General features: G+C 60.1%; 23 protein-coding genes. 15 read left to right on the top strand and 8 right to left on the bottom strand.

Annotated features, from left to right (window positions below):
* Positions 1-916 precede the first annotated feature (916 nt).
* From I5731_RS14980 to I5731_RS14920, 13 genes are all read left to right on the top strand, one after another.
* Complete coding sequence (locus tag I5731_RS14980) at positions 917-1306, top strand: hypothetical protein (RefSeq protein ID WP_197312198.1); 390 nt, start codon at positions 917-919, stop codon at positions 1304-1306.
* A complete protein-coding gene (locus tag I5731_RS14975; RefSeq protein ID WP_197312197.1) occupies positions 1306-4032 on the top strand; it encodes a M15 family metallopeptidase in 2727 nt (908 codons plus the stop codon). Before I5731_RS14980 ends, I5731_RS14975 begins: the two co-directional genes overlap by 1 nt.
* A complete protein-coding gene (locus tag I5731_RS14970) occupies positions 4032-5207 on the top strand; it encodes a phage portal protein (RefSeq protein WP_197312196.1) in 1176 nt (391 codons plus the stop codon). The genes I5731_RS14975 and I5731_RS14970 overlap by 1 nt, the downstream gene beginning before the upstream one ends.
* Positions 5208-5229: 22 nt before the next feature.
* Positions 5230-5559 carry a hypothetical protein gene (locus I5731_RS14965; RefSeq protein ID WP_197312195.1) on the top strand — a complete coding sequence of 110 codons (330 nt, stop codon included), beginning with the start codon at positions 5230-5232 and terminating at the stop codon, positions 5557-5559.
* Positions 5549-6088 (top strand): HK97 family phage prohead protease, encoded by a 540-nt coding sequence (locus I5731_RS14960; RefSeq protein ID WP_197312194.1) that lies wholly within the window; start codon positions 5549-5551, stop codon positions 6086-6088. The genes I5731_RS14965 and I5731_RS14960 overlap by 11 nt, the downstream gene beginning before the upstream one ends.
* A complete protein-coding gene (locus I5731_RS14955) occupies positions 6085-7230 on the top strand; it encodes a phage major capsid protein (protein WP_197312193.1) in 1146 nt (381 codons plus the stop codon). The genes I5731_RS14960 and I5731_RS14955 overlap by 4 nt, the downstream gene beginning before the upstream one ends.
* 11 nt (positions 7231-7241) lie before the next feature.
* Positions 7242-7628: a hypothetical protein gene (locus I5731_RS14950; protein ID WP_197312192.1), complete on the top strand. Its 387-nt coding sequence runs from the start codon at positions 7242-7244 to the stop codon at positions 7626-7628.
* A gap of 167 nt (positions 7629-7795) precedes the next feature.
* On the top strand, positions 7796-8158 hold the full coding sequence (locus I5731_RS20085; RefSeq protein ID WP_197312191.1) for an HNH endonuclease: 363 nt from the start codon (positions 7796-7798) through the stop codon (positions 8156-8158).
* 86 nt (positions 8159-8244) lie between these two features.
* Positions 8245-8853, top strand: coding sequence for a head-tail connector protein (locus I5731_RS14940; RefSeq protein WP_197312190.1), 609 nt, complete (start codon positions 8245-8247; stop codon positions 8851-8853).
* Positions 8850-9248 carry an HK97-gp10 family putative phage morphogenesis protein gene (locus I5731_RS14935; RefSeq protein ID WP_197312189.1) on the top strand — a complete coding sequence of 133 codons (399 nt, stop codon included), beginning with the start codon at positions 8850-8852 and terminating at the stop codon, positions 9246-9248. The genes I5731_RS14940 and I5731_RS14935 overlap by 4 nt, the downstream gene beginning before the upstream one ends.
* Positions 9245-9559, top strand: a complete 315-nt coding sequence (locus I5731_RS14930) for a phage head closure protein (RefSeq protein WP_197312188.1) — start codon at positions 9245-9247, stop codon at positions 9557-9559. Before I5731_RS14935 ends, I5731_RS14930 begins: the two co-directional genes overlap by 4 nt.
* 1 nt (position 9560) lies before the next feature.
* Positions 9561-9986 (top strand): P27 family phage terminase small subunit, encoded by a 426-nt coding sequence (locus I5731_RS14925; protein WP_197312187.1) that lies wholly within the window; start codon positions 9561-9563, stop codon positions 9984-9986.
* On the top strand, positions 9970-11577 hold the full coding sequence (locus tag I5731_RS14920; protein ID WP_197312186.1) for a terminase large subunit: 1608 nt from the start codon (positions 9970-9972) through the stop codon (positions 11575-11577). Before I5731_RS14925 ends, I5731_RS14920 begins: the two co-directional genes overlap by 17 nt.
* A 17-nt stretch (positions 11578-11594) precedes the next feature.
* On the opposite strand, the gene I5731_RS14915 is transcribed toward I5731_RS14920, so the two are convergent.
* The 7 genes from I5731_RS14915 to I5731_RS14885 all read right to left on the bottom strand — a co-directional run bounded on the left by I5731_RS14915 (position 11595) and on the right by I5731_RS14885 (position 18773).
* Positions 11595-12152: a hypothetical protein gene (locus I5731_RS14915; protein ID WP_197312185.1), complete on the bottom strand. Its 558-nt coding sequence runs from the start codon at positions 12150-12152 to the stop codon at positions 11595-11597.
* Between the two features lie 11 nt (positions 12153-12163).
* A complete protein-coding gene (locus I5731_RS14910) occupies positions 12164-12559 on the bottom strand; it encodes a hypothetical protein (RefSeq protein WP_197312184.1) in 396 nt (131 codons plus the stop codon).
* Positions 12560-12757: 198 nt separating this feature from the next.
* Positions 12758-13240, bottom strand: a complete 483-nt coding sequence (locus I5731_RS14905) for a hypothetical protein (RefSeq protein WP_197312183.1) — start codon at positions 13238-13240, stop codon at positions 12758-12760.
* Positions 13241-13581: 341 nt separating this feature from the next.
* Positions 13582-14946: a virulence-associated E family protein gene (locus tag I5731_RS14900; protein ID WP_197312182.1), complete on the bottom strand. Its 1365-nt coding sequence runs from the start codon at positions 14944-14946 to the stop codon at positions 13582-13584.
* A gap of 86 nt (positions 14947-15032) precedes the next feature.
* Positions 15033-15242 carry a helix-turn-helix domain-containing protein gene (locus tag I5731_RS14895; RefSeq protein WP_197312181.1) on the bottom strand — a complete coding sequence of 70 codons (210 nt, stop codon included), beginning with the start codon at positions 15240-15242 and terminating at the stop codon, positions 15033-15035.
* 256 nt (positions 15243-15498) lie between these two features.
* A complete protein-coding gene (locus I5731_RS14890; RefSeq protein WP_197312180.1) occupies positions 15499-16770 on the bottom strand; it encodes a tyrosine-type recombinase/integrase in 1272 nt (423 codons plus the stop codon).
* 509 nt (positions 16771-17279) lie between these two features.
* Positions 17280-18773 carry a 4-hydroxyphenylacetate 3-hydroxylase family protein gene (locus I5731_RS14885; RefSeq protein WP_197312179.1) on the bottom strand — a complete coding sequence of 498 codons (1494 nt, stop codon included), beginning with the start codon at positions 18771-18773 and terminating at the stop codon, positions 17280-17282.
* A 212-nt stretch (positions 18774-18985) separates the two neighbouring features.
* Between I5731_RS14885 and I5731_RS14880 the strand changes: the two genes are divergently transcribed.
* Together I5731_RS14880 and I5731_RS14875 are read left to right on the top strand one after the other, a co-directional pair.
* On the top strand, positions 18986-19882 hold the full coding sequence (locus I5731_RS14880; protein WP_210336320.1) for a polysaccharide deacetylase family protein: 897 nt from the start codon (positions 18986-18988) through the stop codon (positions 19880-19882).
* Positions 19883-19894: 12 nt separating this feature from the next.
* Positions 19895-20797 (top strand): NAD-dependent epimerase/dehydratase family protein, encoded by a 903-nt coding sequence (locus tag I5731_RS14875; RefSeq protein ID WP_197312178.1) that lies wholly within the window; start codon positions 19895-19897, stop codon positions 20795-20797.
* Positions 20798-20804: 7 nt separating this feature from the next.
* Here I5731_RS14875 and I5731_RS14870 read toward each other — a convergent pair whose 3' ends face one another.
* On the bottom strand, positions 20805-22283 hold the full coding sequence (locus tag I5731_RS14870) for a gamma-glutamyltransferase (RefSeq protein WP_197312177.1): 1479 nt from the start codon (positions 22281-22283) through the stop codon (positions 20805-20807).
* Positions 22284-22309 lie beyond the last annotated feature (26 nt).

Here is a 22309-nt window from a genome sequence, read left to right as displayed (position 1 = left end):
TCAATTATAATTGCGATCTTCGCACCCATCGCCAGTCGGCTTCAGGCCGGCATGGATCGAACGGCAGATAGAACAAAATAGGAACTTCTCTCCCTGCCCTGCCCCGGCAATATGCGCAGATGCCAGCCGAGCCGATTCCAGACCCTCATCAGCCTCGCCGCTTCCGCCGGCCGTGGTCGTGGTCGGTGAACGAGTTCGGAGCTGCCGTCGTGGTGCGCGATGCCGATGGAACGGGGCTAGCGTGGCTCTACTTCCGAGATGACAAATCGGCTACGTCGGTCGGCGCCATGACCTTCGCCGAGGCGCGCCGGGTCGCGAGTTTCATCGTCCGGGCGGCAAACGAGCACGGGGGCTGATGTCGGTGCAGGTCAATCCAAAAATGGTTCGTTATATTTCAAAGGCTTATGGGAATCCTCTGACGAGCGCTCGGCTTTGCCATGCCGCCAAGGTCGCGATTTCTCGCTAAGTTATTGATATCAAAGAGCGTAGAATTGCGCTGGCCAGTTTGGCCGGGTAAGTCATCGAAACAATTACAATCGGATTTGAGGCGGCGTATTGCCGCGATCGGCGATCGTATAATTGCCAGACCGAATCGAATTCCCGTGCTTTATGCCAAAATCGACATTCGGAACGGCGTATCGAAGCAACCTTCATCTCAGCTATAGTTGCAATTATGACTGACGGTTTGACACTGCTATAGTTTAATGTATTAGGGATACATAAACTAGCGGTCAGTGATATGCGAACAATCTTCAGTCTATCCATTGCAGCAGCCGAGACATTCAAGACGAATACGTCGAAGGAACGACATTTCTCGCGACCCTTGCGAGCTGCCGGGTTTTTTCCAGACGTCGGGTATAAGAACACTTCGTATCTCGATCGGAACCACGTCGCCGCATTCCTCGCTACGCGGCTGATGACCGACTCGCACGACGCTTCGGCATCGACCGTGAAGGCGCTGCGGAAATCATTTTGCGCCGAATTGCGCAAAATCCCCCCTGCCAAGGGCAACATTCGAAATGTCCCGTACTATTTGCCAAGCGTAAATGCGCTTCGCGATGGTCATTCCATCATTAAATTCATTGCGGCCCTGCTAAAAGATTTCGATGAAGGCGCGATCGGCGACAATTTATCGCTAGTCGCGATGCACGAAATTCGTATTGGTAGCGGTCTGATTACGCTGCGGCCGATGGGAACTATGGAAGGCATGTCGGCCGACTACATCGTGAACTACACGACAACCGGGATCGGGATTGAACGATACCTCGATCTTGGCCAGCTTCTCGCGATCTGGGCGCGGTCATAATGGCGGCGACTGTCGGCAGCATTCTCGTCCGTCTCGATGCCGATCCGCAGAGGCTGAAAACGGCGCTAGCCTCGTCTGGTGCAACGGTTGCGCGGTTTGAAGCCGATGCAGGACGCAAGGTGCAGGGCTTCGGGCGCCGCTTCGATGGCATGGTGAAACAGGTAGAGGGCAGTTCGCGCCGGCTCGATCATGCCATTTCGTCAGTGTCCGGGAAGCTCGCCACGTTCGGGAAGACGGCAGCGTTGTCGCTTGGTGCGGGCATAGTTGCAGGTGGAGTCACCGGCATTGTGACGCGCCTTGGAGAAGTCGCTCGCGGTGTGGCGACGATCGGCGACGAAGCGAAGCGTGCTGGCGTTTCTGTTCAATCATTTCAAGAGCTTAGATTCGTCGCGGAGCAAAACCGGATCGGCGTAGACGCTCTAGTCGATGGGCTGAAAGAGCTAAATCTCCGGGCCGACGAATGGATTCAGACCGGCGGCGGGTCGGCAGCGGAAGCGTTCCAGCGGCTGGGTTATACGGCTAGCGAGCTGAAAGAGAAGCTCAAAGACCCGTCTGCCTTGCTGGTGGAGATCATTGGCCGACTCGAAAATCTGAATACGGCAGCGCGCATCCGCATAAGTGACGAACTTTTCGGCGGCAGCGCCGGCGAACGGTTTGTCGAGCTGGTGGACAGAGGCGCAGCGAGCATCCGTAGTACGATCGAAGAGGCTAACCGACTAGGTATTGTGCTAGATTCCGAAGTGATCGAGCGCGCGGCAGAGATCGATAGAGCCTTCAACAAGATAGCGGCGACCGTATCGACGCGCCTAAAGGGCGCAATAGTCGATTCCGCCATCGGACTTCAGAACTTCCTTAATTCATTTGCCGAGATCAACGAACAGACGACGGCGAACATAACACGCGAGCTAGGCGCGATTTATTCGAAGCGGCAGGCGCTCATTGACCAGCTAGCCGACATGAAGGCGTCCGCAGACGGCAATCCGATCCTTGCCGGCGAGATCAAGCGGCAGGAACAGGCTATCGAGTCCCTCGCCGAAGAGGCCGAAAAGCTCCGGGATATTCTCGATAGGCGAGCCGGGTACGGTGCCGCGACCGAAGCCGGGAAGGAATCTCAGGTCGCAAAGCCCAAAGTCGAAGACCTCGCATCCTCGCTTGCGAAGACCGGAGATGCCGCAATCACGGGTGCAAAGGGGATCGAGTCGTATGCTGAAGCTATCCGATCCCTTCAGGGTGAAATCCCCGGTCTCGCCGGCCATCTTGCGAAGCTCGATGCAAGAGCGAAGATCGAATCCGCCTTCCAAGCTGCCGCCTCGAAGGCGCGGAATGGCGGCGAGCTGAATGCGGCGACCGCGCTGCGCAGTGATGCGCTTCGGGCGCTTGATCGAGAGACCGCGACCCGCGACTCCGCTGCATACCTAACTCCTCGACTGGCACCCGGTCGGCCGGCGGCGCATGTAACGGGTCTTTCTGGCGACTTCTCAAAATCCCTTGCCGAGATGATTGCAGCGGCGCCTGAGTCGGTGCGTGCGGCCACCACCATCACAAGCGGCTTTCGATCCTTCGAACGGCAAGCGCAGCTCTTCGATGAAGCGGTGAAAAAGTATGGCTCGGAAGCTGCCGCGCGGAAATGGGTAGCTCCTCCGGGCAAGAGTCAGCACAACGCGGGCAACGCGGCCGACCTGTCGTTCGGGACGGATGAAGCTCGATCTTGGTTCCATTCGAACGCCGGGGAATTCGGCCTCGGCTTCCCGATGGATTACGAGCCATGGCACATCCAAAGCCAAGCCGCGACCACTCAGCAGCGAGATTCCGACTTCGAAACGCAATGGTCGGCAGGACGTGATCAAGCGGATCGATACGCCGAAATTCTCAGCAATAGTCGGGAATTCATCGCCGCCCAGGCGGCAGAGAAGCAAGCGCTAGGGCTTACCTCGATCGAGGCGGCACGGTTGCGGCATGAGCAAGAGCTGATGGCGCAGGCGCAGCAAGCCGGGATCGCGCTCACACCTCAGCAGACGGCGCAGCTCAAGGGCCTCGCGGCCGAAATGGCAAACGTTGAGGCGGCAGCGCAGCAAGCGGCATCCTCGCAACAGTCCCTCGATGCAGCCATGCAGCAGCTCGGCAACGCCGGGACCGATATCCTCGGCTCGATCGTGAACGGCACCTTCGAGTGGCGAGATGCGCTTAAGTCCCTTATCCCAATCGTCATTAACCTATTGAACGAGCTTTATAAATCGGGCTCGCTCGGCGGCGGGTCGGGCGGCGGCGGCTTGCTCGGCTTCCTCGGCTCCCTTCTCGGTGGCATTCTCGGCTTCGCAGACGGTGGCAAGATTCAGGGACCGGGCGGGCCACGCTCTGACTCGATCCTCGCGAGGGTTTCGGACGGCGAATTCCTCGTCAACGCGAAGGCGACGCGCAAAAACCTGCCGCTCCTTACCGCGATCAATTCGGGGATTCCGGGGTTCGCGAATGGTGGCGTGATCGGAAATCCGACCGTCCCTGCCTCGCCAATGTCGGGCATCCGAGCATCCGACGCGGCCCCGATCGCCGCTTCAGGCGTCCGCTTCAAGGGTGGCGATACGATCATTCAGGGCAATGTGACTGAAGATGTATGGCCTAAGGTTCGTGCCGAGATTGCGGCTTCGAACCAAGCGACACGACAAGACATAATGAGAAATTTTGGATCGTATCAGGCTAAATTCGTTCACCAGAGGCGCATTAAGTGATGGGATATTTCGATAAATTCTTCCATCGCGAAGAACGTACATTGCGCATAGAAGATTTCATGCCGATGATATCTTCGACGATAAGTGCTATATCGGTAGACGGATCATCTGCACTGAAGTCGCCAACGACGCTTGCATGTGTGCGGGCTATATCGGAAACAGCGGGTGGCTTGCCGCTTCATGTGTTCCGGAGGCAGGCGGATGGATCGCGAGATCGAGACTCGTCGCATCGGGCATCTGCGCTTCTCTCGCATCATGCCAATCCGTGGACAAGTTCTGCCGATCTTCGCGTTCGTCTAGTTCATGATGCTCTAATATATGGGCGTGGTATTGCTATTGCGACACGCGTAAACGGCGTCATTCGCGAGCTTCATCGTGTTGATCCGCGATCCGTACGTGTAGATATAGACAACATCGAACCGGTCTATCGCGTATCGCAGAAGTCCGGTGGCGAAATTTCGTATCACTATAGCGATGTCGTCGATGTTCTGACTCCCGGCAGCACGATCGACAAACCGCTAATCATCACGCGAGAGGCTGCGGAAGCGATTTCGCTCGACATAGCCATGTCGCGGTACCAAAGCAATCTCATGTCGCGAGGCGGTAGACCGGCGAGTATACTGACCTCCGAGTCAGAAAAACCGATGTCGCCCGTGCAGCTGGATAACGTGCTCAAGCTAATACAGGCGCAGTCGAGTGGCGACAATTCAGGTAAGACGATTGTAATACCTGATAGATTCAAGTTCTCTCAGCAGACCTTCAGCAGCGTAGACATGCAGTTCGTGGAGCTGATGTCTCAGGCAAAATCCGAGATCATGCGTGCATTCCGGGTACCGCCGACGTTGGTCGGTGACTACTCTCGTGCAGTTTGGCGAAATCTAGAAGAAAGCGCGCAGAACTGGCTTTCGTTTGGTCTGTTGCCATGGCTAGAGGCTCTAGAATTTGCTTTCTCTAGGGTGCTGATCGACGAGTCGGAGGCTGGCGAAGTCTTTCTTGAACACCAAGTCGCCGATCTAGTCAGACCTAATCTTGCCGCTCTGTATTCGTCGCTTAAGACCGCGACAGGGACAAGTTTCCTGACGCCTAACGAAGCGAGACGAGCAATAAACCTGCCGCCCGTCGAAGGTGGTGATGCACTAATATTGCAAGCTGGCCAGTCTTCTAGTATAGAATAACAGAACATGAACGGTGGGACCGATGGCGAAGACTGAAGCACAATTCATTTCCGCAGGCGTTAGCCTTGATTTCCCTCTCTCGGTTCTGATCGAGATTGAGAAAGAGACCGGCGAGAACGTCGGCGCCTTCATGTCGAAGCTCGATACCCTTGCGCCGGAAGCGATCCGCCTGGCCTTGGCGAAGGGTCTGCGGAACCCAGACGGCTCGGTTTGGTCGGGCGATTTGGATAAGGCCGATTTTAGCCTGCGGCAGGCGGCAGATGCGGCTCTCGATGCACTCTTCCGCCGGGTCTATGGGCGAAGCTTCTCTGAGATTGCCGCCGATGCGGAGACTAAAGCCGATGCCGCGTGAAACTCGCACCTTAAGCCCTACTGAAATCCGTCTCGATGGTGATGAAGGTCGCATAGAGGGCTATGCGGCGGTCTTCAACGTTGTCGTCCCCTCTTTTAACGAAACCGTCGCACCCGGTGCTTTTCGTCGCTCCCTTGCCGAGCATCGCGCCTCCGGAACCCGGCCGGTGATGCTCTACCACCACGGACAAGATGTCGTCGGCGTGTGGGAGTCGATTGAGGAGGACTCGCGCGGCTTGAAGGTCCGTGGCCGCATCATTCGCGAGACGGTGAAAGGAGCCGAGACCTTTGCGCTTCTCCGGGAAGGTGCCCTGTCTGGCCTCTCGATAGGCTTTAGCACCCGCAAAGCCGAGCGAAATCCGGCCGGCGTTCGTGTCCTGAGAGACGTAGACCTCGCCGAAATCTCCATTGTGCCGCTGCCGGCGAGCCCTTCCGCCCGCATCACTTCCGTTCGCAGCATTGCGGATGCTAGCACGTATATTGTCGCCCTGAAATCAGTAACTAATTCATTGAAAGGATTAACGAAATGAAGCCTTACACACCACTAGAGACACGGTCGGAAGAGACCGAAACCCCGGCCGATCTAGACCTCGGCGCCGCTGTCGCGGCCGTTGATGAGCTCCGCGCTGCCGCCACTGCCGCTAGGGAACAAAACCAGAACGACCTTCGGGCAATGCAGGCGAGACTCGACGCTATCGAAACTAGAGCTGCACGGCCGGGCGCTACTGAGACCCGTGATGGCACGGTCGAGCGCAGGGCGTTTGCGAGCTACCTGAGACTCGGCAACCAGACGCCGGCGGACGAAATTCGGGCGCTCACTGTCAGTAATGACCCGCAGGCCGGCTACCTCGCACCAGCCGAGATGAGCACGGAATTTATCCGCGAGCTGACTGAGTTTAGCCCTATCCGGACCTACGCCAGCGTTCGGACCACGGGCGCACCTTCGGTCAAGTACCCGACCCGCACGTCGATCACGAACGCGAGTTGGGAGGGGGAACTAGAGGAAGCGGACGAATCCAACATCACCTTCGGTCAGACCGAAGTCGTCATCCATAAGATTCAGACGTTCGTCGACATCTCGAATGAACTTCTCGCCGATAGCGGCGGCGCTGCGGAAGCTGAAGTGCGGCTTGCCCTTGCCGAAGACTTCGGCCGCAAGGAAGCTATCGCTTTCATTAGCGGCACTGGTTCGAAAATGCCTGAGGGCATCATGACGAACACCGCGATTGACCACGTCGTCAATGGTCATGCGACGAACTTGTCGGCCGATAAACTTATCGACACGCTCTATTCGCTACCCGCTGCCTACCGGAACGCGCCCGGTGCCGCATGGGCCATGAACGGTTCAACCCTAGCAGCCGTGCGCAAGCTTAAGGATGGCCAGAACAATTACCTCTGGTCGCCTGCCTATGTCGCTGGCCAACCGGAGACCATCCTCGGCAAGCCGGTGGTCGAAATGGTCGATTTGCCAGATATCGCGGACGGCTCCTATCCCATCATATTCGGCGACTGGTCGGCATATCGCATCGTGGATCGCCTTGCGCTCTCGATCCTCTCCGATCCCTACACGCAAGCACGTCGCGGAGTCACAAGAATTCATGCGACCCGTCGTGTCGGTGGTCGCGTTATCCAGCTGGCTCGCTTCGTCAAGCTGAAGACCGCAACCTCTTAAGGAGAGAATCAATGCGCGATCTAGCGTCCAACATAAGCGCGGTTCAGGTGGTCGCCCCGGCTGTCCTAACCGCTACCAACACATCCGCTGCCGTCGATCTTCTCGGATTCAACAGCGCTGCCGTCGTCATTAACACCGGCGCAATCGTCTCTGCGGGCAACTTCACCCCGAAATTGCAAGAGTCCGACACCACGACGGGCGGCGACTTCACCGACGTGGCGGCGGCTCATCTGGTGGGTACGTTCCCGTCAGCTCTTGCAGCGGCTTCGGTGTACCGGGTCGGATATGTCGGAACCAAGAGGTACATCCGCACGGTGCTCACGCTCAATTCCGGAACCTCGATCGCGGCCGGTGCCGTGGTGATCAAGGGCAATCCGGCTGATGCGCCGGTGACGTGATGGAATTCGCTGGGTGTGCTTCCCCGGCGAAACTGGTGGTCTCGATCCTCTGTATAGCCGGCGGGTCGGGAAGATGGATCAGGCGGCGGGTCTGATCCATCCGGGTGGTGCAGGGTTTTCCTCCTTTTCGATGCATCACCCGCCATCATTTTAGTACAGGTGCAACGATGCCGAGCAAACCTAGGTCGATCTGCCATTGTGGAAAGGTCGCCGTTCAAAGCGGACAGCATTGCCCTTGCGCGATTGCCCGCCAGCGAGAAGCTAGAGCGGCTTACGATGCCACAAGACCTAGCGCTTCGGCACGCGGATATAATGCGGAATGGCGTGCTCTACGTTCGAAATACCTAAAGGCAAACCCGCTTTGCTCGCACGAATACTGTAAAGAACAAGCGACCGAAGTTGATCACATAGTATCAATCAAGAATGATACAAGTCTTCGTTTGAATTGGAGCAACCTGCGCGCGTATTGCCGCCATCATCACTCACAAAGAACAAGTCGTGAACAAGGCTTTGCGAAGTCTAGACTTTAGAGGGGGGGCATGATGACTCTGGCTATATTTGAAAGAGACCGACGCGTTGTCAGTCGCGCGAGTTTCAATAAATTAGAGAATTTAAGATGAGAATGATTCGCAAAAACTCTCCGGCATCGTTTCCCGTCGGTCTGCCGACCGTATATGAGCATTTGCGGGTCAATCTTGGCGAGGACGACCAGCCTATCGACCATGCTCTAATCAACGCATATGTTGATGCGGCGACGGATTATCTTGATGGATATGGCGGCATTCTCTGCCGTTGCCTTATCACTCAATCGTGGGAACTGTTGCTTGATGGCTTCCCAGCCTTCATTAAACTACCGTTGCCCCCCGTTCAATCGATCGCATCGATTACCTACGATCACCCCTCAGGAGCATCTATAATACTTCCGGACAGCGAATATTTACTAATCGGTGCCGGTTCCGATCATGCGTTTATATCGCCGGCGAGAGGCAAGACCTGGCCATCAGCAGCGCCCGGACCGGATGCGGTTCGGGTCGAATTCGTGACTGGGTACGGGGATGATCCCGAAGACGTGCCAGCCGGAATCAGGCAGGCGGTTATCGAGATGGTCGCCGATCGCTATGCCTTCCGCGAGTCCGCTGCGATCGGTGCGGCGTTCTCGTCGATGCCCTCTGCATCTGCCGATGCGCTTGGACGTTTCGTTTTTTATGGAGCCATCGGGCAATGAGCAAATCATCCGTCACCGGAGCAGCCGGAATTCGCAAGGAATTTAAGCGCCTAGGTCGTTCGGATGTGCTGACCGCGCCGATTAATTCGGCTTCGCGCTTCGCTCTTGGGCCGGTGCTCTCTGCAGCTCGCCGGAATGCGCCCCTCGCGACAGGGCTGCTGAAGAAATCGCTGGTGATCAGACAGGACAAACGCGCCCGCAAGGATGCACCGCGTTGGCTAGTCGGAGCGACCGGCATCGCCCGGAGATACGCCCATCTCGCCGAGTTTGGCCGGGTTGGTGAGACCGGATCGCGCTTCCTGACCAAGGCGTTCGAGGAAGCCAAAGAGCAAGCCGTCGCCCGCTTCGGAGATCGCTTCTGGCAGGCGCTGGCGAAAAAGATGGTGAAGAAATGAAGGCTGGCACCCTCGATCGTCGCATCGTAATTCAGCGCCTCGTCACTGACTCCGTGACTGAATACAATGAACCCATAACCTCATGGCAAGAGATCGCCACCGTATGGGCTAGCTACACGCAAGACTCCGCGACGGAACGTGATGACGGACGGCAGCGTTACACGGAAGTGACTTCGACATTTCGCATTAGATGGCTAGGCGGAATCACAGAAAGAGATCGCATCATCTATGACGGACAGACCTTCGGCATTGCTTCTCTGAAGGAAATCGGGCGCCGCGAGGGTTTAGAAATCGTCGGCAGGAGAGAATAAAATGGGCGCTCCGGGTAAAAGACCTAAGCTGCTATCCATCGAAGGTGGCTTGAAAACCGTTCCTCCGGTGCCGATTACGCTGCCGCCGGACATGGAAGGCGAGTGGAACATTGCTGCCGCCGACCTTCAGGGTCGCGGATTGCTTTCATCGTCGATGCTTCCGATTCTCGAAACCTACTTCATATCGCTGTGGACGGTCCGGGAAGCCAAGAAATCTATTGCTGAGCACGGCGTGCTGATCAAGGCGGGCAACGGTGCCCTGAAGCCAAATCCGAGCCTAGCGCTCTTCCGGTCCGGCTCGGAAATCGTCGCTCGCCTGTCTGCCGAGCTTGGCTTGTCCGCTCTATCTCGATCACGGACCGGGATTCGGAACCAAGAGCTAGCGGCCGACTCTGCCGCCGATCCATTCGATGCCTTCGACCTCTGACGTTCGCCCCGCCTGGGTTTTTGACGAATCCCCTATCGCCGATCCTGATGGGCGCGGTCAACGTGCTGTCGATTTCCTAAGGCTCTTGCGGCACCCGAAAAGCCGGCTTCCTCGGCAGCAATTCCAGCTCGATCCACCATTCGAGCGTATCGTCCGGCGCATTTACGGCCCGACCGATGATCGAGGGCAGCGCCAAGTTCGGACGGTCTATCTTCAGGTAGGTAGAGGTTCGCGGAAAACCTCCCTCGCCGCTGGTCTTGCGCTTCTCCATACCTTCGGCCCGGAGCGCATTCCGCGCGGAGAGAACTTGATCGCGGCGTCGGATCGGAAGCAAGCCCGCATCGGGTTCGAGGAAGCGACGTCGATTGTCGAAACGACTCCGCAGCTCGCCGCTGCCGCTAGGGTGATCGATAGCCGAAACCGCTTCCTTCATCCGAAATCAGGTTCACGTTTCGAGGCGATATCGTGCGATGCCCCATCGCAGCACGGTCGGACCCCGTCTCTTGTGATCGTCGATGAATTGCACGCCCATCGAAAGGCAGACCTCTGGCAAGCGCTCCGGACGGGTGCGGCGAAGACGTCGGGTTCCCTCATTATAATTGCCACGACGGCAGGGCGCGGTAACGAGTCGCCAGACTATCCGCTTCTCGAATATGCGAAACAGGTTCAAGCCGGCGAGATCGAGGACGAGACGTTCTTGCCGATCATTTTCGAAGCGCCTGCGGATGCCGACTGGCAAGATGAAGCGCTTTGGCATCGCCTCTTGCCGGGTCTCGAATATGGCTACCCGGACCTTCCGTCCCTTCGGCAGCTCGCCAGAGAGGCGCGCGAGCGCCCATCGGATCGAGCGGCGTTCTGTCAATATTATCTGGGGATACGGCAGCAAAATTCGCTATCGCCGTTCATCGATATGGCGATTTTCGATGCCGGCAAGCGGGATATCGACATCGATCAGCTAGCGCATTTGCCGTGCTGGATAGGGCTAGATTCATCCTCGACAACCGACCTCACTGCCGTCGTCGCAGTGTTCGCCGATGGCGCCGACCTGTATGTGAAGACCTGGGCTTTCATCCCGGCCGATGCCGTCGCGAAGCGCTCCGATCGCGATAAAGTGCCGTACATCGACTGGTCGCGAGATGAATGGGTCATCGCGACCGATGGAAACGTGATCGATTACGCTGCAGTTGCAGCCCATATCGAAGACCTTTGCCAGCGCTTCGACGTCCAAGAAATCGTTGCAGATGCCGCCTATGCGATGCCGATATTGCAGCCGTTGATGGAAGCCGGCCGGCCGGTGCTCACCATGCGACAAGGATGGTTCACACAGTCTCCGGCTCTGTCGACGCTAGAGCGAGCGATCATCTCAGGTCGGCTTTATTGGGATTCCCCGGCGCTTCGTTGGTGCGTTGAGAACGTCGCGATCCACACGGACTCGGCCGGAAATCGGGTCATGCACAAAGGACGTTCGCGAGACCGCATCGACCTTGCGGTCGCTCTGTGGATGGCAGTTAGCCGAGCATCGCAAGGTGCGGCGGTGTCGGTTCTAGACGATGCAGACTTCGACCCGGCGCGGTTCGTGGTCACGATATGAATTGGAACGCACCAAATTCACGGAATCATCGCATCTACGTCCGGCGTAGATTCAGCTGCAAAGCTATAAACTATCTTTGATGAACCGTCTGAATTCTTAACGACAATAGACCATCTCTCAGATATAATGTAATGCTCCAGATAATTGAAATTGGTGCTTTCAAAATTATCGATGTCATAAAACCTAGGATGACTCTCTCCACTAAACACAAAGTAAATGCGGCCACTTTGGATAATCAAAGATCCAACACTAAAATCTTTGGTTTTATGAGACAAAACCTTTGGCTCAAAATCAACGCTTGCCCCGATCCACCTTATCCGCTTGTTGCTCGAAAAACTTCCTTCCGAAACCGCAACAAACTCTTTCAGACCAGACGCCGTTACCAATGGTATATATTCTTTATACGACGAGAAAGTGGATACATTTCTTACAACAATACAAAGTACATATACATCATTTACCTGTATAGAGACAATATCACCGAAAGATTCCTGACTATCAGTTATCATTTCGATCTTCGGAAAAATATTCATTGCTTTCTCATCTTCTTCTTTTATAAAAATAATTCCGATCATTTCATCAAAAATTAAATACTATCGCCGACGAATATACTTTCGTGACGGGACATTGCTTCTTTATACTTTGTTCTAATCGTCTTTTCATCCGCGTCATTCGCATCCATATCGACTTTAATCATATTGAGATCATGTCTAAGCTGCCTGTTTGATATCCACTTCTTCTCGAAACCGCCAAATCCACCGATAAATGTGAGCATAGCGGCTAAGGCGGAAAGTACCGCAATAAATGTCTTACTCGACATCCCTAAAATGTCGCCGGTTATGCCAGCGCCTGAAACCAGACTAGCGATAATCCCAACAATTCCGGCCGCGCCTAAGATTGTGTGATACGCAGTGCTCCACGCCTTTGCGCCTGTATTTGCTTTTGTAAAGCTTTCTTCTACCTTTGCTCGAATCTGTTCCATGACATTAATCCTAGCAGAGATTTAGACGTGAACAGCCGCAATCCAAATATTCGAACAGAATAATCATTAGACTTTATGCGACCGGCCCTACACCGACGATACCACCATTGCGCGAATTTGAAATAGGCTTGTGTGCGTTGGCCGCCGCAATTGGCGGGTCTGCGATAGCACTGCTTCGGATCACTAGCTTGCTGAACGTCAGGTGAAGATAGAAAAGATAATCCCGATGAACGAAATGGCCAGTGCGATCCATGAGATCAGTGGCGCCCTCCTAACTTCCTTCGCGCGCATGATTTCCTCGTATAGCTTCTTTCGCCCGACTTGATCTAGTCGAATTACGGAAGGTTCATTAGTATGCTCCCATCCTTCCGGTAGCTCATAATAGTTGAATGCTTCGGGAATGAATGGAATTCCAAGCCGTTCTGCAGTCCTAGTTAAAAGGAAGTTCTCAATATCGGCTATATCGCTCTTTAGAGGCTCAACAGCATATCTATATTCCGAAAATATTTCAAAACTATTTTTTTGCACACCGTCGTTCTGAAATTCCGGCTTACTAAAATTCCTTGTAAATTTGTTTAGGGATGCTTTTGCTATCGCTAAATCTAATCTCTTACTCAGATATTGAATCCTATCCCGTATGGCCTCTTCGACGATCAGCCGCAGCTTTCCGAACAACGTCATGGCAGCCCCCCGTTGCGCAAAGCACAGGCCGACAATTTAGGCTGCAGAAACGTTACCCACAACCGAGCACCGCATGTGTCACCTGTCACCCCTATGTGTCACGCCTAGTCTATTGATTTTATTGTAAGGTGACGCAGTGACACATGGTGACGCTAACTTTGAAGACTTTGCCAGAATGCTTCGCGGGTAGGTCGGATGGGAATATCTGGTGCAGCTGCCTCAAACTCTTTGAAAATGCCGTCACCATGCGTCACTGCGTCATTATCAATTCATTTCAACAGGTTAGGCGTGACGGATGAACTGTCACCATCCGTCACGCTCCTCGTATGCGTCACTCCCGATTACGCGACCCGAACGAAAAACCGTTCAGTGTTCGTCCGCTTCGCGAGCCATCCCGACCGGCGCAGGATAGCCGCAATCCGGCGCTGCTCGGCGATTCCGATCCGGCCGATGGGGAGGGACAGCGCCTCCTGCGCTACATCCTGCACCCTGACCCGACTCTTGCCCGCGATATATGCCCGGACATTGTCATCCCAGGCATCGCCTTCGAAGCGTTCCGACTGCTGCTCCACGACGTGCCGCGCTTCGAAGTCCGCAGAGGGCCACCAGTTGGCGCCCGTATTGAAAAGGTGCAGCGCCTCGGCGAAGAGCTGATCGCGGTCCCGCGCAAGAGCGTCGGTGTCGATCCGCCCAACCTTCACCGGCCAGAAGCGGCGAGCGCCGGTCGCGTCGCGGAGATACGTCGCTTCGTTCGTCGTGCCCACGAAGACGCAATGCCTCGGCTGGACGACCTCCTTCCGACCGTACGGAGGCCGGAAGCGCTCTTCGGTTCTCGTGATGAAAGCTTTCAGCGCCGCGCTTTCCGCTTTCGACATGGCGGACATCTCTGCGATTTCGAGCAACCAACGTCCCTTCAGGTGGATAGAGACGTCCTTCCCCGCCGATGCGATATCGGGCAGCGAGTCAGAAAAGTACGCGCCGCCAAGGATCGCGCAGGCGGTGGACTTCCGAGCACCCTGCGGACCCTCCAAGACGACACAGTAGTCGCTCTTGCACCCCGGCCGCATGACGCGCGCGACCATCGACAACAAGAAAAGAGCACCGACCTGACAATGGTAGACGGAATCCTCGGCGCCGAGGTACGTGGGCACCCAGCGGCTAAGCCGAGGAATCCCATCCCATTCCAGCGCCTGCAAATAGTCGCGGACAGGGTGAAATCCCCTCTCAGCAGCACGCGCTTCGATCGCCTGATGCACCGTGTCGAGCGCGACGCTCGGCAGGTGGTGGCGCTGGATATAGACCTGAATCCCGGTCGCATCGACGTCCCGGATCGGCCGGGCCTTCATAGAAGGTGCCCCGCGCTGGCCCGGGATCGCCCCGCGCAAGATCGCCTCGCCGGCCATCTCGTCGAAGCTAAACAGGTCCGACAAATGCGGATCGGTCCGAAGGATTTCGAGGACATTCGCGACGATCGAAAGCGGCTGACCGCGCTCGCCGACGATCAAACCACTAGGAGCGGCAGGGCGCCGGGCACTGGCCAGCCGGAGCACCTTCCCCCCTTCCGGGCGGTCAATCGCGCTTGCATTTTCCGGGTGATTCGCGGTAGAATCAACGGTGTAGATGTTCGAAATATCGCCGCTCCGGATTGCCGTCCGGGCGGCTTTTTCGTTGTCGGGCGGGCCATTGCCGCCGGGGTCGTAGGGCATAACTCAGTCCTCGCCGGCATTAGTGCCGGAAATCGTCGGTCGATGGCGCCTCCCTTTGTGGTTCGTGGTGTTCGTGGTGCTGGTTCTCAGGCGGCGTGGTGGTTATTCGAAGCGATGTCCATGCGCGGCAAACGTTCCAAGAATTCCTGAAGCTCGCTCCGCAAGATGAGGGTACGCGCACCCATCTTCCGCGCGACCAGATCGCCGCGCGCGATGGTGTAATAAAGAGTGCGGCGAGAGATACCGGTCTGCTTCACGACTTCGTCGATCGACAGGGCGATGGTTTCTTTGTTCATGCTCGGCTCCATTGGCTAACCCTGAATCGTCATAGTGCAATCGCGTGCCGGGGCGCAAGTCTCGTCGCCAGTTGTCCAAGAAGCAGCCGTAGTTTTCCACGGTCGGCCGGTGTGGATAACTGCCGCCGGTCTGTTGAAAACTTGCGCGATGTTTGCAGGTATTAATGCAAAAAAAGCCGCCCTTCGAAGGCGGCTTCAGGTCGGTCGGTTCGAGGCTGGTGGTCGCGGGCTAGTCGACCATGACCGAATCGGATGGCTAGCTTGAGCCGGCCGGATCGGCGGGTGGCGGCAGGCCGGCAAGCTCGCGGAGTCGGGCATCCCACAAAGTCATGATGGTACGTTTTTCAGATAAATAGTCGTGACGGATGTATACTGAAGAGGTTATTGAAGACCTAGTGGTTGATATATGATTAAGTACTAGACCTACATCGAAGTCATTCTTTCCAGCTATTGCCAGATGTGTTGCCATCGTCCGGCGAAGATCGTGCGGCGTGAAGGGTTGTATTCCGAAAGGTAGTCCGATCTTGTTTCCGTTATTGGTTTGAAGGCGCTTGAGAGCTTTGGACGGTGCGCCATGGTCGATCGCCTCGATCCCGCCCGGAGCTGGAAAGGCAAAGACGAGCGGTGCGCCCGTGCTGCGGTCCTTCCTGCCGTAATGGGTGGCCAAGTACGCGCGTTGCTCGCCGAGGATTTCGAGCGCGATCGAGGGCAGCGGCAGAGCGAATCCCCGCTTGTTTTTCGAGCGGTCGGCGGGAATGTGCCATACCCCGTCCGCGTCTATCTCATCGAACCGAAGCCCGCAAACCTCGCCAATTCGGGCGCCTGTGGCGAGCGTAAACCGCAGCAGCCGAACCATGCTGCCTCTAAGCGGCGCTTCGATCCCAGACCAGAATGCGGCGACTTCCTCAGCCGAAAGTGCCCTCTCCCTCACCTGCGATCGAGCCGGCGGCTTCAAACCGAAGGTAAGATCGTCGGTGATTTCTCCCCGCCCGCGTGCCCATCTGACCAGCGATCTGATGTTCCGGAACAAGGAATTAGCTTCGGCAAGCGCGCCGCGATCGACCATGAGATCAAGAGCGCGCGCGATGTCGGCCCTAGACAATGAGGCGGCGGCGACCCGCCCGGCGATCGAGGGAGCGGCGAGATTGACCCGGAGGCGCCTCGCTACCGCATCCTTTGAGCGCAGGTCGCGCATACCGCGCTCAATATATGACTCCACCAGCTCCGCAACGGTGATCCCGGCCGGAGGCGGCGGCGGCAATGGAGTCGCCCCGTCCGCAACCTGCCCCCTACCCTCCCGCGCCCGTGCCCGTGCGGTCGCCAGCGACATTTCGGGGAAATTACCGAGCTTGCGCCGCGCCCGTTTACCGGTCTGCGGATCGGTGAAGGTCAGAAAAAACGCCCGCGCGCCACCAGCCGAGGCGATGACGCTCAAGCCCTTCGTGTTCGCATCGAAAACCTCGATCTGCCGCTTATCGGGCGGCACCCGGAGGTTTGAAAGAGCCGCTGCGGTCAACGTCGTCGCCATGATTTTCGCCCTGTGACCAATCAACCTGTGACTGATGATAGCATAGGAATCCGCGCACATACACGGAATATGTGCGGAAATATGTGCGGAAATCCGGCGATGCCCCGTGTTCCGACGTTTCCGTTTATGGCTGCAATAATCGCGTGTCAGCTCTATAAATTGACGCGATTCCAAATGTTTATAAGGATGTCGGCGCGCCGAATTTCCGTCTATGACTGAAAGGATCGAGGGCTCTATAATCGACTGTTAATCGATCGGTCGTAGGTTCGAATCCTACCCGGGGAGCCATTCCTTCTTTTCGCGCTCGGAACCGCCTCCGGGCGCGTTTTCGTTTCTGGACCCGATGATTGTTTCCGCAGGCAGCCCAGAGGGTTGGCGGAACTGGTCCACCACCCCTCTCCCAGTCTGTCTCTCGCGCGATCCGGCAATTCAAGCCGGGCCATGCGCGGCCGTGATTGTGGCGGTCCGGCAGGTCGGCGAATTCGGCCGCCGGGGGCGCGGCTCGGCGCCTACTCCGCAGCCTCGCGCTGCGGCCCGGCGCCGCCCGCCGGAAACGCCGGCCGCGGTGACAGGGCGAGCGCCTCATCGGCGAGGGCCGTGGCGGCGGACCAGTCGTAGGTGCGGTTGACGTTGGCGTGGTTCACGTAGGAGGCGCCGGCGTAGAACATCTCGTACTGGACATGGCGCGAGGCGAACTCCGAGCCGAGCGCGTCCCAGGCGAGCTTCATCACGCCGATCCGGCCGAGCGCATCGGTCACGGACGAGACCTGCGTACCTTCGATATGCCGGCGGATCTCCGGATCGTCGAGGTCGCGGATCGACGACGGCAGCATGATGACACCGCCGCCGGCGAGGTCGCGGATGGCGTTGACGAAGCGCGGATAGAGCTCCTGGGTATAGGTCTGCGCGGCATAGAGCAGGTGCGGCGAGGGCACGAAGAACGGGCCGACGCGGCGCCCGGCCGCCTCCATGCCGGCCACCATGCCCTCGACGATGGAGGCCTCGCAGGCGAGCCGCGCCAGCACCGCCTCGACCTGTGGCATCCCGGCCGAGCCGTTGACCTCGGCGATGCGCCGGGCGAGGCCGAGCAGGAAGCGCAGCTTCACCATCAGGCGGATCTGCGACTGGTAGTTCTGGTAGACGTGCGTCGGCGTCTCGTGCCACTGCGCCCGCGCCGCCGCGACGTCGCCGCAGACGAAGACCCGCTCCCACGGCACCTTGACCTCGTCGAACACGACGACGGCATCGTTCTCGTCGAAGCGGCTCGACAGCGGATAGTCCCAGCCGCTGGTGACCCCCGTCTCGTAGGACCGGCGCGACAGCAGCACGACGCCCGGCGTCGCCACCGGCACGGCAAAGCTCAGCGCATAGGCGCCCTCGCCCGGCTTCAGCGGCTGGATGTTGCCGACGAAGACCTCGTCCGACATCACCGTGGCGGTGCCCAGCATCTTGGCGCCCGAGACGGTAATGCCGCTCGCGTCCTGGTCGACGATGTGCAGCACGACGTCGCGCGCCTGCGCCGACGGCGACTTCGACTTGTCGGCCTGCGGGTTCTGGATCACGTAAGTGACGAAGAGATCGCGGTCGCGGGCATAGGTGAAGTAGTCGCGGAACGCGGCGGCGCGGGCGGGGTCGTGGCGCGCCATCACCTCGGAACCCATCATCAGGCCGGAGAGCGCGGTCGCGAGATGGTCGGGCGAGCGGCCGAGCCAGCCGAAGTTCGACGCCGACCAGGCCTCGATCGCCCGGCGCCGCTGCACGAGATCGCCCGGCGAGGTCGGCAACTGCCAGGCGCGGTTGACCCGGTGGCCGGTCTCGGTCTCGAAGGTCATCAGTTCGAGGTTTTCGGGCGCCGCCTGCAGGTCGTAGAGCCGGGCGAAGGAGGCGACCGTGCCGCGGTAGGCCGGATCGGTGGTGACGTCGGCGACGCCGCGACCGTCGAGGACGACGCGGCGACCGTCGCGGAGCGCTTGGATGTAGGCGTTTCCGTCGCGGACAGGCATGGCGGGGCAATCCGGTGAGAGGTGAGCCCGAGTCTAGGGCGAATTGCGCTCCATGCAAGTGACTTCCAGGCCGAATCGCGCCGCAATGTCACCCCGTTCGTCATCCGCCGGCCGAACCGAGGGCACTTTCGCTCCCCATCCAGCAAGAGACTTGCGTGCAGCGCAACAGTCTCTAGGCTCTTCTCCGGATGCCGTTCGGAGGAGTGCGAGGGATGATCGATGACCGCGACTATGTCGGCTATGCCGGGGCACCGCCGGATGCGCAGTGGCCGGGCGGCGCGCGCATCGCGCTGAACATCAACCTCAACTTCGAGGGCGGTGGCGAGCGCTCGATCCTCGACGGCGACGGCGTTTCCGAAGGCGCGCTCAACGACATCGGCCAGCCGTCGCTGGAGGGGCTGCGCAGCCCGCTGGTGGAATCGGTGTTCGCCTATGGCTCGCGCGTCGGCGGCTGGCGCCTGCTCGAATTGTTCCGGCGCTTCGAGGTCAAGGTCTGCCTGCTGGCGGTCGCCCGCGCCGCCGAGCGCGCCCCGGCGCTGACCCGCGCCTTCGTCGCCGACGGCCACGAACTCGTCAGCCACCACTACCGCTGGCTCGACTACCAGACGGTGCCGGAGGACGTGGAGCGCGAGCACATCCGCCTCGCCTTCGAGACGCTGGAGCGCGTCGCCGGCGTCGCGCCGGTCGGCTGGATGACCGGCCGTCCCGGCGGCAACACGCGCCGCCTGCTCGCCGAAACCGGGCGGCTGCTCTACGACCGCGACAGCCTCGCCGACGAATTGCCGTTCTGGGTCGAGGCCGCCGGCCGGCCGCACCTCGTCGTCCCCTATTCCTTCGAGACCAACGACAACCGCTTCGACCAGAACCTCGGCTTCTCCACCGGCGACGACTTCGCCCGGTACATGATCGACTGCTTCGAGACGCTCTATGCCGAGGGCGCCGACCGGCCGAAGATGATGTCGCTCGCTGTGCACGACCGCCTGATCGGCCGTCCCGGGCGGATCACCGGCCTCGTGCGCTTCCTCGACCATGTCCGCAGCCGCGACCGGGTCTGGGTCGCCACCGGGCGCGAGATCGCGGAACACTGGATGCGCGTGCATCCGGCCTGACGGGAGACGGCGATGCGGATCTTCCTCACCGGCGCCGCCGGCTTCGTCGGGCGCCACCTCACGGCCCGGCTCGTCGCCGACGGCCACGACGTCGTCGCGACCGACCTCGCAGCGGACCGGGCCGCGGACCGGGGCGCGGGCGTCATCGCGCTGGACCTGCGCGACCGGGCGGCGGTGATCGCCAGCGTCGCCGCCGTGCGGCCGGATGTCGTCGTCCATGCCGGCGCGATCTCCGGCCCGATGCTCGCGCGCGACGACCCGGCGCTGATGTTCGACGTCAATGTCGCCGGCACGCTGGCGGTCGTCGAGGCGATGCGGCGGGCGGGGGCGCCACGGCTTGTGCATTTCTCCTCGAACGCCGTCTACCGCGACCGCGCCGATCGCCAGCCGGTCGATGAGGACGGGGCGATCGGCAAGGCGGAGCCCTATGGGGCGAGCAAGGTCGCGGCCGAACAGGTCGTCGCCGCCTACGCCGCCGCCGGCGGCCTCGACGCCTGGATGCTGCGGATCTCGTCGATCTACGGGCCGGGGCGCACCTCGCCCTACCTGATCGCAGGCTTGATCGCGGCGGGGCGCGCCGGCGGCGCCGTGACGCTCGCCGACGAGCGCGGCGCGATGCGCCAGTTCGTGGCGGTCGAGGACGTCGTCGACGCGGTCGCGGCCGCGGTCGCGACGCCCGCCGGCGGCTGCGTCGCCGTGAACATCACCGGCGGCGACTACCGTTCCGAGGCGGAGATCGGTGAAATCGTGCGGACGTTGCTGCCTGCCCTGCGGCTCGACGTCGTGTCCGGCGGCGGCGAGGCGGGCGATGGTGTCATCGGCCCGCTCGCCCTCGGCCGGGCGGCGCAGCGCCTGGGCTATCGGCCGAAGATCGGGCTCGAGGACGGCATCGCCCGGCTCGTCGCGGCCGGCTAAAGCCGCGTCAGACCGCGCCGCTCCAGTTCTCGCGCCGGAAATCCGACACCGCATAGGGCACCTCGCCGGCAAGGCCCGCCGCCACCACGCCGCCGCCGCGGATGTCGCCATAGGGCATCTCCGCCACCGCGTGACCGAGCGCGCGCAGCACCTCGGCCGACGGATGACCGGCCTCGACGAGCAGCTTGCCGTTCTCCGAGCGCCAGCGCGGACGCTCGATCGCCGCCGGCAGGTTGAGGCCGAGCAGCACGGTCGAGCAGAGGATCTGCAGCAGGGTCTGCACCTGGCCGTCGGCGCCGGGGGTCGACAGGGCCAGCGCGCCGCCCTCCTCCTCCATCAGCATTGGCGCGAGGGTGTGCACGGGCAGCTTGCCGGGCGCCACCTCGTTCGGCGCCTGCGTGAAGCCGCCGGCGCGGTTGTTGAGCACGAAGCCGCCTTCGGGGACGTAGATCGCCGAGCCGAAATTGTCGAACACCGAGAACAGCGACGAGATCACCGTGCCGTCGCTGTCGGCGACGGCGACGCCGGCGGTGTGGAGATAGCCGCGCGGCCCGCCGCGGCCCGACGCACGGTCGAGGTCGACGGGGAGTTCTTCGGCGAGCAGCGCCGTGCCTTCGCCGCAGCGGTCGCGGAAGCCGAAGGCGGCCTCGGTGAGTTCGACCGCGGCGTGGTCGACCTTCTCCGGCGGCAGGCTGCCGAGCTTGCCGAGCCCCTGCAGCGCCATCGCGAGCAGGATGCCCTGCGACATCGGCGGCTGCACGTAGACGGTGCGCCCGGCCCAGGTCACGGAAATCGGCGGCACCACCACGGTTTCGTGGGCGGCGAGGTCCGCCGCCGTCATCAGCCCGCCGCGGCGCGCCACGGCGCTAGCGATCGCGGCGCCGAGCGGCCCGCCGTAGAACCAGTCGGCGCCGCCTGCGGCGATGCCTTCCAGCGCCGCCGCGAGTTCGGGCTGGCGGACGAGGTCGTGCGGCCGGGCCGTCAGGAACACCGAGGCCTCCGCCCCGCCCCGCAGCAGCCGCTCGCGCTGCTGTTCGACCGTCGTGACGAGGCGCGGCCGCACGCGCATGCCCTCGCGCGCGATGCGGATCGCCGGCGCGAGGCTCTCGCCGAGCGGCAAGCGGCCGAAGCGCTGCGAAAGTTCGGCCCAGCCGCCGACGAGGCCGGGGACGTTGACCGACGTGCCGTCGTCGCGGATCGCCGCCGGCAGGCCGGCGCGCGGCGCAGCGCCCGCGGCATTGATGGCGGTGACCTCGCCCGGCCCCGAGCGGACGAGGAAGAAGCCGTCGCCGCCGATGCCACCCGATTCGGGCACCAGCACGCCGACCACCGCCTGCGCCGCGATCGCCGCGTCGGCGGCGTTGCCGCCCTTCTCGATCACCGCCTGCGCCGCCGCGGTCGCGAGCGGATGCGCCGCCGAGATCGCGGCACGGATGCCGAAGACGGCGGGCCGGGGCTTCGACGAAAAGGGATCTGGCAGCAGCATGGAACGGGGTCCTCGGGGATTGGTCG

The organism is Methylobrevis albus, from assembly GCF_015904235.1.
In the GTDB taxonomy this organism is placed as follows: domain Bacteria; phylum Pseudomonadota; class Alphaproteobacteria; order Rhizobiales; family Pleomorphomonadaceae; genus Methylobrevis_A; species Methylobrevis_A albus.
This window is presented reverse-complemented; position numbering and strand designations above follow the sequence as displayed.

What these genes read in the sequence shown, in the direction of transcription:
- I5731_RS14980 (WP_197312198.1), top strand. Translation starts at nt 917, where the DNA reads ATGACCGACTCGCACGACGCTTCGGCATCGACCGTGAAGGCGCTGCGG.
- I5731_RS14975 (WP_197312197.1), top strand. Translation starts at nt 1,306, where the DNA reads ATGGCGGCGACTGTCGGCAGCATTCTCGTCCGTCTCGATGCCGATCCG.
- I5731_RS14970 (WP_197312196.1), top strand. Translation starts at nt 4,032, where the DNA reads ATGGGATATTTCGATAAATTCTTCCATCGCGAAGAACGTACATTGCGC.
- I5731_RS14965 (WP_197312195.1), top strand. Translation starts at nt 5,230, where the DNA reads ATGGCGAAGACTGAAGCACAATTCATTTCCGCAGGCGTTAGCCTTGAT.
- I5731_RS14960 (WP_197312194.1), top strand. Translation starts at nt 5,549, where the DNA reads ATGCCGCGTGAAACTCGCACCTTAAGCCCTACTGAAATCCGTCTCGAT.
- I5731_RS14955 (WP_197312193.1), top strand. Translation starts at nt 6,085, where the DNA reads ATGAAGCCTTACACACCACTAGAGACACGGTCGGAAGAGACCGAAACC.
- I5731_RS14950 (WP_197312192.1), top strand. Translation starts at nt 7,242, where the DNA reads ATGCGCGATCTAGCGTCCAACATAAGCGCGGTTCAGGTGGTCGCCCCG.
- I5731_RS20085 (WP_197312191.1), top strand. Translation starts at nt 7,796, where the DNA reads ATGCCGAGCAAACCTAGGTCGATCTGCCATTGTGGAAAGGTCGCCGTT.
- I5731_RS14940 (WP_197312190.1), top strand. Translation starts at nt 8,245, where the DNA reads ATGAGAATGATTCGCAAAAACTCTCCGGCATCGTTTCCCGTCGGTCTG.
- I5731_RS14935 (WP_197312189.1), top strand. Translation starts at nt 8,850, where the DNA reads ATGAGCAAATCATCCGTCACCGGAGCAGCCGGAATTCGCAAGGAATTT.
- I5731_RS14930 (WP_197312188.1), top strand. Translation starts at nt 9,245, where the DNA reads ATGAAGGCTGGCACCCTCGATCGTCGCATCGTAATTCAGCGCCTCGTC.
- I5731_RS14925 (WP_197312187.1), top strand. Translation starts at nt 9,561, where the DNA reads ATGGGCGCTCCGGGTAAAAGACCTAAGCTGCTATCCATCGAAGGTGGC.
- I5731_RS14920 (WP_197312186.1), top strand. Translation starts at nt 9,970, where the DNA reads ATGCCTTCGACCTCTGACGTTCGCCCCGCCTGGGTTTTTGACGAATCC.
- I5731_RS14915 (WP_197312185.1), bottom strand. Translation starts at nt 12,152, where the DNA reads ATGATCGGAATTATTTTTATAAAAGAAGAAGATGAGAAAGCAATGAAT.
- I5731_RS14910 (WP_197312184.1), bottom strand. Translation starts at nt 12,559, where the DNA reads ATGGAACAGATTCGAGCAAAGGTAGAAGAAAGCTTTACAAAAGCAAAT.
- I5731_RS14905 (WP_197312183.1), bottom strand. Translation starts at nt 13,240, where the DNA reads ATGACGTTGTTCGGAAAGCTGCGGCTGATCGTCGAAGAGGCCATACGG.
- I5731_RS14900 (WP_197312182.1), bottom strand. Translation starts at nt 14,946, where the DNA reads ATGCCCTACGACCCCGGCGGCAATGGCCCGCCCGACAACGAAAAAGCC.
- I5731_RS14895 (WP_197312181.1), bottom strand. Translation starts at nt 15,242, where the DNA reads ATGAACAAAGAAACCATCGCCCTGTCGATCGACGAAGTCGTGAAGCAG.
- I5731_RS14890 (WP_197312180.1), bottom strand. Translation starts at nt 16,770, where the DNA reads ATGGCGACGACGTTGACCGCAGCGGCTCTTTCAAACCTCCGGGTGCCG.
- I5731_RS14885 (WP_197312179.1), bottom strand. Translation starts at nt 18,773, where the DNA reads ATGCCTGTCCGCGACGGAAACGCCTACATCCAAGCGCTCCGCGACGGT.
- I5731_RS14880 (WP_210336320.1), top strand. Translation starts at nt 18,986, where the DNA reads ATGATCGATGACCGCGACTATGTCGGCTATGCCGGGGCACCGCCGGAT.
- I5731_RS14875 (WP_197312178.1), top strand. Translation starts at nt 19,895, where the DNA reads ATGCGGATCTTCCTCACCGGCGCCGCCGGCTTCGTCGGGCGCCACCTC.
- I5731_RS14870 (WP_197312177.1), bottom strand. Translation starts at nt 22,283, where the DNA reads ATGCTGCTGCCAGATCCCTTTTCGTCGAAGCCCCGGCCCGCCGTCTTC.